Source organism: Bradyrhizobium sp. DN3 (assembly GCF_041357655.1).
Taxonomy (GTDB): Bacteria; Pseudomonadota; Alphaproteobacteria; order Rhizobiales; family Xanthobacteraceae; genus Bradyrhizobium.
The window spans coordinates 272,590-285,683 of the sequence record NZ_JAULLN010000007.1; the positions used below are offsets into that span (position 1 = coordinate 272,590).

Below are 13,094 nucleotides of genomic sequence, written 5' to 3' on the forward strand. Positions count from 1 at the left end.
GTGATGCCCCGGCTCGGCAACGATGCTGTTTGACGACATTCCTTCCCGCGTATCGTTGTTATGGTTCCGATGTTCGCGGGCAGCCCTACGCATTCAGTGCCTGCGTCTCGCAGGCCTGCTACTTCGACTCGATACTGAACGCTTACTGCGTGAGGCCCGGCGGGTGTCTTACGGATCACCTCGCGGAGCGGATTGAGAAACGACCTAGAACAGTTGCGCCAAGTTGCTCATCGCGTCCGAACACTACTGAACTGTGTCGATCTCCTCGCCAACTGGCGAGAATCACTTGACTAGGACCGTAACGATTGCCCATTTCCGATCAAGCGTGCGCCACAAAGCGATTGCTACGTGTGCTTGATGCTGTTGGTTCGTTTCGAGTTGTTTCTTGATATATTCAAACGCATCAGTTGATTTGGTTATTGAACTAGTTTTGCACCGTGGCATTCCTAAAGTTCCGCATCCCCGTATAATTACAGCCGTTTTGGGTGATGTTGCTCGTCAGGCAAATTGAGGGGTTTTCAACCCGGGATTGACCCCCGCCACCCTGTTTCCACATGCGACAATTCGACTCATGTACAGCGGCGAGACTCCAGCTTGGCGAAATCTTGGCGAGGGTGTGTCTTTCGAGTCGCACTCTTGCCACGTGCATGACGTCTTCGACTCATCTGACGTCGCATCGCGCGCCATGAAACGTTTTTCGGTGCGCACGGTTCAGGCAAGCTTCGACACATAACGTTGCCGTTCGACAGATCGAACCGAACGGAGCATTTCCAAAATGTTGTCCGATGGACAAGCTCGTCCCAACGCGAGCGCTGATGTTTCCGCGGCGGCGAAGCCGGCGCCAGAGGCGCGCGATACAAAGGACAATGCGGCACGAGCGACCAAGCCGGCAGCGAACGCAAAGCGTGCCTCGGCTGCGGCGAGCGATGAAGCTCTGGCGAAAGAAGCGCTCGAGGGGCTGAAGCGTATTCGTGCCAAGGCGCGCCTCGACAAGATGGCGATACCGAAACCGGCCCCGACCGTGATCAAGCCGGCCGTGATCGTGGCCAAGCCGCCGCCGCCGCGCCCGACATGGGTCGCGCCGCTCGCAACATTGGCGGTCGCCGCCATTCTGGTGGTCTGCGCCTGCACCGGCGTGATCGCCTATCTCACCACCACGCAGCCCGTCCAGAACAACGTCGCGGCCAATACGGAGATCAGGAATCTGCGCGAGACGGTCGCGCAACTGCGCAAGCAGGTGTCGGGCGTGTCCGAAAATCTCGACGGCCTGCGTACCGCGGTCGATCAATCCAGCAAGGCGACCAATGACCGCTTCGGCAGGTTTGCCGAGAACCTCGACCGCATCGAGCGGGTGAGCTCGTCCTCCACAGTGAAGCTCGACAAGCTCGCTCAAGGACAGGCGCAGGTACAGGCCCAGGCGCCGGCAACTGTGGCATCGCAGCCGCCGTCATCGCAGGCAATGCCGATGGTGGCCTCGGCCGCTGCGCCCGAGGTCACGGGCTCGCTTGCTCCGTCGGCGCCGCGCAAGGTGATCAAGGGCTGGTCGGTCCGCCAAGCCTATGAGGGAATTGCGATCCTGCAAAGCCCGAACGGCGTCATCGAGGCCGTGCTGGGACAGCAGGTACCCGGGCTCGGCCGTATCGAAGACATCAGGAACGAGAACGGGCGTCTGGTGGTGGAGTCCAGCGGAGGCGTCGTCTATTCGTCGCGCAAGGCAACGCCCTGATCGATGGAGTCTTCTATTGGCGGTGATGCTCGAAGCTGGTGCATAGCAGATCGACTTCCGCCTCCGCGATCGGTGCGCGAAACAGGCGACAGCTGAACTCCACCGTCGTCTTGCTGTCCGTGGCAGTGCGATCTTCCCGGAGGAAGATGCATCGCCTGCAAATGTCGGTGTGGTGCCGCTGCTCGGCTGCGTCCGACTGATCCAGCACGTGCCGCAACGTGTCGCGAAAGCGGATCTTGACGTCGTCGTCGAGGACGGCAATCGCCTCGACGAGAACGGTGACCGGGTCGCGCACCAGGAACTTCTTGCCCTGCTGCGTCACGCTCAGCATCACCGAGCGCTTGTCCTTGGCCGAGCGCTTCCGCTCGAGATAGCCGAGCCGCTCCAGCTCGCCGATGATGAATGAGGCGGTGCCGCGCGTGGTGCCGACGTAACTCGCCAGCGCCGAAGGCGTCCGGGAGAACGGGTTGGCGCGAGAGAGGAAGCGCAGCGCCATCCACTCGCGGTCGCGCAATCCGTGCTTGGTCCCTTCGAACCACAGGATTCGCGCGACCTGCTCCAACAGTTCAATCGATTCGCGAGCCAAATTCATTTCAATTCCAGGTCGGATAAAGCTTTATTCAATTGAGCCCTGAGTAAGCGCAATCTGGGTGGACGAGAATGAAGCTCACGCGCTCCTTCGTCCTGGCCGGACGGCAGTTCGCGCCAGGGAAGACCCTTCTCCGGTTTCCGGAGATGGAACTTCCGGCCGTGGAACTAGGGCGTCACAAAGAAAGTTCGAGTAAATCGCTCGGCTCAACTTCTCTGAAAATTTCAATCAAATCACGACGGCTCGCGCCCGGATTGACGGTGATGTGCGATGACTGAGCAACATGATGTGTCGCTCCGGCCATGATGACGCCCATTTGTTGCAACGGAGCGCGTCGATTTGCGCGGGCGCGCGGATCGTTGGCGGCCTCTCCCGGATGGACTGCGGCGGAAGAACCGCAGTTTTCGGTTAATGGATATTGCGCCGCAACGCGTCCAAGCAGTTAAATCCGGCACACGATCAGATCCGGAAAAGCCTGGCGAGCCGATACGGGATTCCCGTCGCTCAGGAGCCCTATCGTCCTTCGCCGGCGCGCCACAGCGCATCGAGGCCGTGCCGATAGGTCGGACAGGCGAGCGTGACGTCGAGCTCGCGCTTCAGTTTCGCGTTGGAGACCCGGGCGCTGCTGGCATAGAAGCTGCGGGCCATCGCCGACATCTCGGCGGTCGCGAACGCTTCTTCCTTCGGCGGAGCAACGCCCATCAGCTGCGCGGCGTAGGCGATCACGTCCTGCGGCGGCGCGGGCTCGTCGTCGCACACGTTCCACGTCCCTTCGCCCTGGTGATGAATCGCGGCCATGATCGCGGTCGCGATGTCGTCGACGTGGATGCGGTTGAAGACCTGTCCCGGCTTGATGATGCGCCGGGCCGTTCCTGCCCGTAGCGTCACGAGCGCGTTGCGGCCGGGACCGTAGATGCCGGCAAGTCGCAGGATCGCGACGTCGCCGCCTGACGCATCCGTCCAGGCTTGCTCCGCTGCGATCCGCATTTGCGTGCGCTCGAGCGCAGCCTGCGGCGACGTGCTCTCGTCGACCCATCCGCCGCCGTGATCGCCATACACGCCGATGGTCGAGAGATAGACGACCTTGCGGCGGCCCGCCGGCAGCACGTTGCCGAACGCCGCCAACGCGGGATCGCCGGCACCGCCGGGCGGGATCGAGACGAGAAGGACGTCGGCGTCGCTGATGCGTTCAGCCGTGGTGCGATCCGGATCACGCCCGGAAAAGGGATGCACCTCGATGCCGGCGAGATCATGCCGCTGGGTGGGATCACGCACGGTGCCGGCGACGTGCGAGAAGGCGCCGCCGAACCTGCGGACGAAGTGCCTGGCGCTATAGCCGAAGCCAAGAATGAAGAGCCGCATGCGTCTGCCGTGCTGGTCGGAGTTCCCGTCGCGCCGCTGCGCGCGTCCCCGCTCATAAGAGATTTTTGGGGCCGGCAAAAGATATTGCGATTTGTCTCACCTGCGGCCTCGGGCGATGGTCACCCGGGCGTTAGGAGAGATCATGCAGGCAGAAGCATCCGCCGCAGTAGCATGCGATGCCATCGAGCTGATCCGGCGCGCCGCCGCGCTGATCTTCGATGTCGACGGCACGCTGGCCGAAACCGAGGAGCTGCATCGGCAGGCCTTCAATCATGCCTTCTCGTGCCACGGGCTCGGTTGGGAGTGGGACCGAGCCGTCTACAAAGACCTGCTGCGGGTGACTGGGGGCAAGGAACGCATGCGCGCCTACCACGCAAGACTACGGATCGCCCAGCCATTGGCGGACGCGGACATCGCGGAGCTTCACCGCATCAAGACCGCCCACTATGCCGAGCTGGTCGAGGCCGGCTGCTGCCCCTTACGGCCCGGCGTGGCGGAGCTGCTCGCCGCGGCGAGGGAGCGCGGCCAGCGGCTCGCGATCGCGACCACCACTTCGCACGGCAATATCGATGCGCTGCTCTCGCAGGCGCTGGGGACGGGCTGGGCCGGGGATTTCGACGCGATCGTTGCCGGCGACGACGTGCGGCATAAGAAGCCTGCGCCGGACGTCTATCTCGAGGTCCTGGCGCGACTGAAGCTGACTGCGCACGACTGCGTTGCGATCGAAGATTCCGCCAATGGCCTGATCGCGGCCTCACGTGCCGGCATACCGGTTCTGATCACGCGCAGCATGTTCTTCGGGGACGATGATTTCAGCGATGCGCGGGTGGTGCTGGACGATTTGTCGGGGCTTGGATGAGGCGCCAAACAAAAAGTCGCAAAACAACCCCATGCACAGTAGATCACGCCGGCGTGATCGCCGTCTTCAGTGGACCCGGTGGCTCGGGCTATCCTCTTCAGCCTGCTCGACAATCTGCGCGATCGGGCTCGACTGGTGATGCACCAGGCGCCAGCCGTCGCCGACGCGGCGGAAATGGTTCGACGCGGCCAAGGCGGTGCCGTCGACGATCTCGATGCAGAGCACCCGCGCGCTGTCGCCGTCGATGATCGCCTGCGGCTCGGCGCAGACGATCATCGGCCGCTCCGGGTTCTGCAGGATGTCGCGCCAGCTTCCGATCACGGTGGCCCGCCCGATAATGGCTGGCCAGCCGGGATGGATGCAGGAAATGGCGTCATCATCAGCCCACATCCGCTCCATTTCGTCGAAATTGCCGGTCGAAAAGGCGGCGTAGAAGGCCGCGTTCGCGGCGATGACCTTGCTGTCCTTTGCCATGGCTCTCGGGTGGGCCAAGGACAGGCAAAAATCAAGCGCGACTTCCGTCAATTTTGACCGCAGTGCAGCATGACCGGTTTCGCCAGTCACGCCGAGGCGTGCGTCGCCACCGCCCGCCGTGCGCCATCCTTATAGAGACGGCCGAGCGCCGCGGTCACCGCCTCGCGCAGGCGCGGCTCGGCGCCAAGCGGCCCGAACACCTTCGCGACGGCGAGCAATGCGGGTGCGAGCCGTTCGGCGACGGGACCCGCCTCGCGCGCCAGCGCTGCAAACTCGGCGGCAAGGGGATCGCGCACGTCGATGGCGCGGCCCTGCTCGTCGAGGCCGGTGACGTAGCGCATCCAGCCGGCCACTGCGAGCGCATGGGTTGCGATCGGCAAATCCTGGCGCAGGCGATCCTGCATCGCGCCGAGCAGGCGCTGCGGCAGCTTTTGCGAGCCGTCCATCGCGATCTGCCAGGTGCGGTGGTGAAGTGCAGGATTGGCGAAGCGCTTGAGCAGCGAGGCGCGATAGGCGGCAAGGTCGGTACCTGAAGGCATTGTCAGCGTCACCGCGGCTTCTTCCATCACCTGCGCGGCGAGGCGCGCGAAATGCGGGTCCTGCATGGTGTCGGCGATGGTCTCGTAGCCCGAGAGATAGCCGAGATAGGCCAGTGCCGAATGGCTGGCGTTGAGCAGCCGCAGCTTCATCAGCTCGAACGGCTTGACGTCGCTGACGAGCTCGACGCCCGCGGCGGCGAGATCGGGCCGGCCCGCCGTGAAGCGGTCCTCGACCACCCATTGCGTAAACGGCTCGGTCATCACAGGCCAGGCGTCGTGAAAGCCCAGCGCGGATGACACCGCTTCCCGGTCGGCATCCGTGGTTTCCGGCACGATGCGGTCGACCATGGTCGAGGGGAAAGCGACCGCATCCGCGATCCACTTGCCGAGCTCCTTCGAGCGCAGCGCGGCGAACTGCGTCACGATCCGCTGCACGGTGTGGCCGTTGGCGGCGAGGTTGTCGCAGCACAGCACGGTGAAGGGCGGAAGGCCCTGTGCGTGGCGGCGCGCCAGCGCAGCCACGATGAAGCCGGGCGCCGAGCGCGGCGCGTCGAAATTATTGAGATCGTGCACGATGTCGGGATGCCGTTCGTCGAGGTCGCCGGTCTGCGGCGTGTGGCAATAGCCCTTCTCGGTGACGGTCAGGGAGACGATGCGAGTGGCGGGATCGCCCATCCGCCCGACCAGCCGCGAAGGATTTTCGCGCGCGACGACACTGTCGAGCAGCGCGCCGACGACGCGGTGCTCGGTGCCTTCGGCCGAACGGATGGCAACGGTGTAGAGGTGGTCCTGTGGGGCGAGGGCATCGCGCGTATCCGGGCTGCGCAGGCTCGCGCCGACGATGCCCCAGGACGCGCTGCCTGCCGCAAGGCAATCGTCGATGACGACGGCCTGATGCGCGCGATGAAATGCGCCGAGACCAAGATGCACGATTCCGGGCGTGACGCGCGAGCGGTCATAGGCCGGGTGGCGGATGCGAGGTGGCAGCCCGTCGAGATTGGCGCGGCCAAGGCGCGTCGAATTAAGGCGCATGGACGTCTCCCCTTTGCTTTGCCGCTGCTTGACATGGCGCCTGTCCTCGGTCAATGCTCCGGTCAATTGGTAAGACCAATTTTCCAAAATTGGCCGGTCGCGGGTGCTTGAGGTGCGTCGCGCGATCCTTTCGGGAGGACCAGCGTGCCGCTGGAAGCTGTGGAGGCGAGACGGCTCTATCGCCAAGTCGCCGATCAATTGCGAAGCCTGATCGACAGCGGCGAGTACGCGGTCGGCAGCCGCTTGCCGACCGAGCGCGAGCTCGCCGAGCAGCTCAAGGTGTCGCGGCCGACGGTCCGCGAAGCCCTGATCGCGCTCGAGGTCGAAGGCCGCCTCCGCATCCGCGTCGGTTCCGGCATCTACGTGATCGAGCCCGCCGCCGTTGCGACACCGGCACCCGCATCCGTCATCGAAGGCCCGTTCGAGCTGCTGCGCGCCCGCGAATTCCTGGAAAGTGCCATCGCCGAACAGGCCGCACGCGTGGCGACCAAGGACGACATCGCCCGCATCGATGCGTCCCTTGTCGCGATGGAGAATGTCGAGCATCCCGGCGAAGCCTCGATGGTCCACGACCGCGCATTTCACGTCGCGATCGCCGGCAGTCTTGGCAACGCCGTTCTGGTGCGCGTGGTCGGCGAACTGTTCGACCAACGCCTCAATCCCTATTTCGCGCAACTTGCGCATTATTTCGAGAGCCCGGGCACGTGGCGCACGGCGCTCGACGAGCATCGCGCCGTGCGCGACGCGATCGTGGCGCATGATCCGGACGCCGCGCGCGATGCCATGCGCGTTCATCTGGCGCGCTCCCAGGAACGCTTTGCGCAGAATTTTGGCGCCGAGAACGCGGCGGGATCGTCGTCCGGACGCGGCAGCACGGTGCGACCTGCGGCAAAACCGTCAAAACCGAAACATGCGCCGAAGAAGCGGGCTGCGAGCAGCCACGCGCGGCGGCGATGAGATTGGGCGGCCCGCATCCTTGTCGGCGCGGGCGAACAAGAAGCAGACTTGAACGATGGAGGAAAAGTCGATGTTGAAGAAGATGACGATTGCTGCGGCGATCTCCGCCGCCGCGCTGCTGGCTGCGACCAATGCAGGCATGGCGCAGACCAAGCTCAAATGGGCTCATGTTTACGAGACGTCGGAGCCGTTCCACACCGCCTCGGTCTGGGCCGCGCAGGAGATCGGCAAGCGCACCAACGGGCGCTATCAGATCGAGGTCTATCCGGCCTCCCAGCTCGGCAAGGAGGCCGACATCAACCAGGGCCTGTCGCTCGGCTCGGTCGACATCATCATCTCCGGCTCGAGCTTCGCGGCCAAGAGCTTCCCGCCGATCGGCGTGACCTACTATCCCTACACCTTCCGCGACGCCGATCATCTTCTCGCCTATACCAAGAGCGACATCTTCAAGGAGCTCGCCAAGGGCTATGAGGACAAGAGCGGCCACCACATCGTCGCGGTGACCTATTACGGCGTGCGCCAGACCTCGTCGAACAAGCCGATCAAAACCTGCGCCGACATGAAGGGCCTGAAGATTCGCGTGCCCGACGTGCCGGCCTATCTGGCAATGCCGCGCGCCTGCGGCGCCAACACCGCGCCGATCGCGTTCGCCGAAGTCTATCTCGCGCTCCAGAACGGCACCGTCGAGGCGCAGGAGAATCCGCTGACCACGATCGAGGCCAAGAAGTTCTACGAGGTGCAGAAGCACATCGTGCTGACTGGCCATATCGTCGATCACCTCAATACGGTGGTGGCCGGCGCGCTGTGGAAGAAGCTCTCCGACGAGGACAAGAAGATCTTCACCGACGTGGCGCAGGAAGCCGCCGCCAAGGCCACCGGAGAGATCAAGCAGAACGAGGCCAAGCTGGTCGCCTTCTTCAAGGAGAAGGGCTTGAGCGTGACCGAGGTCGACAAGAACGAGTTCCGCGACACCGTGCTGAAGAACGTCGCGTTCGAGACCTTTGGTTATCGCAAGGCCGACTGGGAGCGGATTCAGGCGGTCAAGTAACCGATGCCCGTCGTTCCGGAGCGACGCGTAAGCGTCGAATCCGGAAACCTCGAGATTCCGGGTTCGGCTCTTCGAGCCGCCCGGAATGACGATTGAGACGTTTGAGGAGCAACCCCATGTCGACCGCCGAAATACACCGGCAGATCACCGCGGACGAGATCGCCCACACCTTCGAGGAGGAGGCGACGCCGAAGGTCGATCTCGGCATCTACGCGTTCGAGGATTGGGTGGCGCTGGCGATCTTCTGGGTGATGGCGCTCGCCGTCTTCCTCCAGTTCTTCACCCGCTATGTGCTCAACGACAGCTACGCCTGGACCGAGGAGATCGCGACCTACTGCCTGATCGGCGTGGTCTTCATCGGCGCCGCGATGTGCGTGCGGCTGTCGCGGCACATCCAGGTCGATCTCGTCTATCGCTATCTGCCACGGCCCGTGGGCCGTGCGCTGTCGACGCTGATCGACCTGATCCGGATCACCTTCTTCGGCTACGCCACCAAGCTGGTCTGGGTCTACATCCAGATCATCGGCGACGAGCAGATGACCACGATCAACTTCCCCAAGAACTATGTCTATTACGCCGTGCTGCTCGGTTTCGTGCTGATGTTCCTTCGCGCGGTGCAGGCGGCGCTGCAACACTGGCGGCAGGGTTATTCGGTCCTCGAACGTCCCGGTGCCTACGACGGATCGGAGATATAACATCATGCTGCTGTTGCTCGGAGGCTTTCTCATCCTGATGCTGCTCGGCGTTCCCGTGGCGATTGCCATGGCCGCGTCGTCGCTGCTCTACATCCTGGTCAGCGGCGTGACGCCCGACGTCACGCTGGCGCAGCGCATGATCGCCGGCGTCGAGAGCTTTCCGCTGCTTGCCGTGCCGTTCTTCATCCTGGCCGGCAACCTCATGAACATTGCCGGCGTCACCGGGCGCATTTACAAATTCGCCGTCGCGCTGGTCGGGTGGATGCGCGGCGGCCTCGGTCATGTCAACATCATCGGCTCGGTGATCTTCTCCGGCATGTCCGGCACCGCGATCGCGGACGCCGCCGGTCTCGGCACGATCGAGATCAAGGCGATGAAGGACCACGGCTATTCCACCGAGTTCTCGGTCGGCGTCACCGCAGCCTCGGCGACGCTCGGGCCGATCATCCCGCCGTCGCTGCCCTTCGTGATCTACGGCATGATGGCGAACGTCTCGATCGGCGCGCTGTTTCTCGGCGGCGTCATTCCCGGCATCGTCCTGACCCTGTTCATGATGGCCACCGTCACCTATTTCGCGCACAAGAACAAATGGGGCAGCGATACGCCGTTCTCCTGGCCGCAGCTCGGCTCGGCCGGGCTCGAGATCGTCATCGTGCTCTCGTTCCCCCTCGCGATCTGGCTGATGGTGCTGGCCGGTCTTTCGGTCAACTTGGCCGTGGTCATCGGTCTTGGCACGCTGCTCGTGATCGACTGGTATTTCGACTTCTCGGCGGTGATGGCGCTGATGGCGCCGGTGATCCTGATCGGCGGCATGACGCTCGGCTGGTTCACGCCGACGGAAGCCGCGGTCGCCGCCGTGATCTGGTCGCTGTTCCTCGGCCTCATCCGCTACCGCACCATGACGCTGCAAACGGTGGCGAAGGCGACCTTCGACACCATCGAGACCACGGCCTCGGTGCTGTTCATCGTCACGGCAGCCTCGATCTTCGCCTGGCTGCTGACGGTGTCACAGGCCGCGCAGACGTTGTCGGACTGGATGCTCAGCGTCACCCACAACAAATGGGTGTTCCTGGCACTCGCCAACGTCCTGATCCTGTTCGTCGGCTGCTTCATCGACACCACGGCGGCGATCACCATTTTGGTGCCGATCCTGCTGCCGATCGTGCTCAAGCTCGGCATCGATCCCATTCATTTCGGCCTGATCATGACGCTGAACCTGATGATCGGCCTGTTGCATCCGCCGCTCGGCATGGTGCTGTTCGTGCTTGCTCGCGTGGCAAAGCTCTCGGTCGAGCGCACGACGGTGGCGATCCTGCCCTGGCTGGTGCCGCTGATGCTCGCGCTGATCGCGATCACCTACATTCCCGACCTGACCCTCTGGCTGCCAAAATACATGGGACTCTCCAAATGACCTCCACTGCTCTCGCCGCAACCCTGTTCGGGCCCGAAGACCTGCGCATGATCGAGCATCCGCTCGACAAGCTCAGTGACGGCATGGTGCGCATCCGCTTCGGCGCCGGCGGCATCTGCGGTTCGGACATGCATTATTTCCGTCACGCCCGCACCGGCGATTTCGTGGTGAAGTCGCCGCTGGTGCTGGGCCACGAGATCTCCGGTGAGGTCGTGGAGATCGCAGGTCCCGCGGCGAACCTGAAGGTCGGTGACCGCGTCGCCGTCAATCCGTCGCGCTGGTGCGGCCATTGCGTCGCCTGCCGCGAAGGCCGGCCGAACCTCTGCGAGAACATCTACTTCATGGGCTCGGCCTCGAAGACGCCGCACATGCAGGGCGGCTTCGCCAATTACTTCGATGCGATCCCGGCGCAGTGCGTGAAGATCCCGGATCACGTGTCCTATCAGGCTGCGGCGCTGGCCGAGCCGCTCGCGGTCTGCCTGCATGCGGTCGCGCGCGCCGGCAACATCGAGGGCAAGCGCGGCATCATCTTCGGCGCCGGCCCGATCGGGCTTCTGACCATGCTCGCCGCACACCGCGCCGGCATGACTGATGTCACGGTGGCCGACATCGCGCCGGCGCCGCTGGCTTTCGCAAGCCGGCTCGGCGCCTCGCATGTCGAGAACGTCTCGGGCGGGGAGGAGGGTCTGAAGGCGCAGGCCGCTTCGCGACCCTATGACGTCGCGTTCGAGGTCTCCGGCACGGCCGCGGGGCTTGCGAGCGCGATCGGCATCGTGCGGCGCGGCGGCGTCGTGGTGCAGATCGGCAATCTGCCGGGCGGGCAGATTCCGACGCCGTCGAACGCGGTGATGGCGAAGGAGATCGACCTGCGCGGCTCGTTCCGCTTTGGCTTCGAGTTCATGACGGCGGTGGAACTGATCGCGGCCGGCAGTGTCGATGTGCTGTCGCTGGTCACCGCCGAACGGCCGCTGTCGACCGCGCCCGATGCGCTCAGGCTGGCACTCGACCGCTCGCAGAGCGTCAAGGTCGTGCTGACCGCGAACTGATCTTAGAGTCCCGTTCCGATCTAATCGGAACGGGACTCCAGATTCTTGTTTTGACGCGTTTTCTTCACGCGAACCGGTATCCACTTCGCTCGAAAACGCTTTAGGAGAACGCATGATGCTGGAGGGATGGCGCTGGTACGGGCCGGATGATCCCGTGTCGCTCGACGATGTCAGGCAGGCCGGGGCGACGGACATCGTCTCCGCGCTGCATCAGGTGCCGATCGGGGAAGCCTGGACGCGCAAGGCGGTCGAGGAGCGCAAGAATTTCATCGAGAACGGCCAGCCCGGCCGCTCGCAACTGACCTGGTCGGTGGTGGAATCGATTCCAATCCCCGACGACGTCAAGCGGCTCGGGGGCAAGGCGACGAAGTCGATCGAGGCGTGGATCGCAAGTCTGGAGGCTGTCGCTAGCGCCGGCATCAAGATCATCTGCTACAATTTCATGCCTGTCGTCGACTGGTGCCGCACCGATCTGGAATGGGAGCTGCCGAACGGCGCCCGCGCCATGCGCTTCGATCAGGACCGCTTTGCCGCCTTCGAGCTGCACATCCTCAAACGGCCGGCGGCCGTGCAGGAGTATTCGCCGGAGCAGCAGGCCCGCGCGAAACGGCTGTTCGACCAGATGAGCCAGGCCGATATCGACTATCTCGTGATGGTCATTGCCAGCGCGCTGCCGGGCTCGACCACCGAGCCGATGACCATCCCGCAATTCCGCGACCGGCTCGAAACCTATCGCGACATCACGCCGGCGATCCTGCGGGAGCATCTGGCCGAATTCCTGGGCCGTGTCGCGCCGGTCGCCGAGCAGCTCGGCGTATCGCTGACGCTGCATCCGGATGATCCGCCGCGCCCGCTGTTCGGCCTGCCGCGCGTTGCCTCGACCGCCGAGGACTATCAGGCGCTGTTCGACGCCGTACCGTCCAAGGCGAACGGCATCTGCCTGTGCACGGGTTCGCTCGGCGTGCGGCCTGAGAACAATCTGCCGGAAATGGCAGAACGCTTCGGCCCTCGCGTCGCCTTTGCCCATCTGCGCGCGACCAAGCGCGAGGCCGATGGCCTGTCGTTCTACGAGTCCGATCATCTCGACGGCGACGTCGACATGGTCGCAGTGCTGAAGGCGCTGCTAAAGGAGAACGTGCGGCGTTCCCGAGACAAGAGAATCGTGTTCCGTCCCGATCACGGCCACCGCATGCTCGACGATCTCGCTGCCACCAAGCGCACCAATCCCGGCTACACCGCGATCGGCCGCCTGCGCGGCCTCGCCGAACTCCGCGGCGCGATCAGGGCGATCGAGCATCGGTAGGACCAAAGCTCTATCCACATCGTCATTGCGAGCGTAGCGAAGCAATCCAGAAT

General features: G+C 64.0%; 13 protein-coding genes. 8 read left to right on the plus strand and 5 right to left on the minus strand.

Annotation, left to right across the window (positions count from 1 at the left end; genetic code table 11):
- The first annotated feature begins 775 nt into the window (after positions 1-775).
- Complete coding sequence (locus AAE027_RS13455; protein WP_370988455.1) at positions 776-1,726, plus strand: hypothetical protein; 951 nt, start codon at positions 776-778, stop codon at positions 1,724-1,726.
- Between the two features lie 13 nt (positions 1,727-1,739).
- On the opposite strand, the gene AAE027_RS13460 is transcribed toward AAE027_RS13455, so the two are convergent.
- The 3 genes from AAE027_RS13460 to AAE027_RS13470 all read right to left on the minus strand — a co-directional run bounded on the left by AAE027_RS13460 (position 1,740) and on the right by AAE027_RS13470 (position 3,677).
- Positions 1,740-2,318, minus strand: a complete 579-nt coding sequence (locus tag AAE027_RS13460; RefSeq protein ID WP_128936219.1) for a MarR family winged helix-turn-helix transcriptional regulator — start codon at positions 2,316-2,318, stop codon at positions 1,740-1,742.
- Positions 2,319-2,490: 172 nt separating this feature from the next.
- Entirely contained in the window at positions 2,491-2,631 is a 141-nt protein-coding gene (locus AAE027_RS13465) for a hypothetical protein (protein ID WP_370988456.1), read from the minus strand.
- A gap of 197 nt (positions 2,632-2,828) precedes the next feature.
- Positions 2,829-3,677 carry an SDR family oxidoreductase gene (locus AAE027_RS13470; RefSeq protein ID WP_370988457.1) on the minus strand — a complete coding sequence of 283 codons (849 nt, stop codon included), beginning with the start codon at positions 3,675-3,677 and terminating at the stop codon, positions 2,829-2,831.
- A 142-nt stretch (positions 3,678-3,819) separates the two neighbouring features.
- Between AAE027_RS13470 and AAE027_RS13475 the strand changes: the two genes are divergently transcribed.
- Complete coding sequence (locus AAE027_RS13475) at positions 3,820-4,536, plus strand: HAD family hydrolase (RefSeq protein WP_370988458.1); 717 nt, start codon at positions 3,820-3,822, stop codon at positions 4,534-4,536.
- Positions 4,537-4,602: 66 nt separating this feature from the next.
- On the opposite strand, the gene AAE027_RS13480 is transcribed toward AAE027_RS13475, so the two are convergent.
- Both AAE027_RS13480 and AAE027_RS13485 read right to left on the minus strand, forming a co-directional pair.
- Entirely contained in the window at positions 4,603-5,010 is a 408-nt protein-coding gene (locus AAE027_RS13480) for a nuclear transport factor 2 family protein (protein WP_370988489.1), read from the minus strand.
- Between the two features lie 86 nt (positions 5,011-5,096).
- A complete protein-coding gene (locus AAE027_RS13485) occupies positions 5,097-6,581 on the minus strand; it encodes a mannitol dehydrogenase family protein (protein ID WP_370988459.1) in 1,485 nt (494 codons plus the stop codon).
- Positions 6,582-6,725: 144 nt separating this feature from the next.
- On the opposite strand from AAE027_RS13485, the gene AAE027_RS13490 reads away from it, so the two are divergent.
- From AAE027_RS13490 to uxuA, 6 genes are all read left to right on the plus strand, one after another.
- Positions 6,726-7,538 (plus strand): FadR/GntR family transcriptional regulator, encoded by an 813-nt coding sequence (locus AAE027_RS13490; protein ID WP_370988460.1) that lies wholly within the window; start codon positions 6,726-6,728, stop codon positions 7,536-7,538.
- A 70-nt stretch (positions 7,539-7,608) separates the two neighbouring features.
- Positions 7,609-8,586 (plus strand): sialic acid TRAP transporter substrate-binding protein SiaP, encoded by a 978-nt coding sequence (locus AAE027_RS13495; RefSeq protein WP_164940153.1) that lies wholly within the window; start codon positions 7,609-7,611, stop codon positions 8,584-8,586.
- A gap of 116 nt (positions 8,587-8,702) precedes the next feature.
- Entirely contained in the window at positions 8,703-9,281 is a 579-nt protein-coding gene (locus tag AAE027_RS13500) for a TRAP transporter small permease (RefSeq protein WP_370988461.1), read from the plus strand.
- Between the two features lie 4 nt (positions 9,282-9,285).
- Positions 9,286-10,692, plus strand: a complete 1,407-nt coding sequence (locus tag AAE027_RS13505; RefSeq protein WP_370988462.1) for a TRAP transporter large permease — start codon at positions 9,286-9,288, stop codon at positions 10,690-10,692.
- Positions 10,689-11,738: an L-idonate 5-dehydrogenase gene (locus AAE027_RS13510; protein WP_370988463.1), complete on the plus strand. Its 1,050-nt coding sequence runs from the start codon at positions 10,689-10,691 to the stop codon at positions 11,736-11,738. The genes AAE027_RS13505 and AAE027_RS13510 overlap by 4 nt, the downstream gene beginning before the upstream one ends.
- 112 nt (positions 11,739-11,850) lie before the next feature.
- Complete coding sequence (uxuA, locus tag AAE027_RS13515; protein WP_370988464.1) at positions 11,851-13,041, plus strand: mannonate dehydratase; 1,191 nt, start codon at positions 11,851-11,853, stop codon at positions 13,039-13,041.
- Positions 13,042-13,094: the final 53 nt, after the last annotated feature.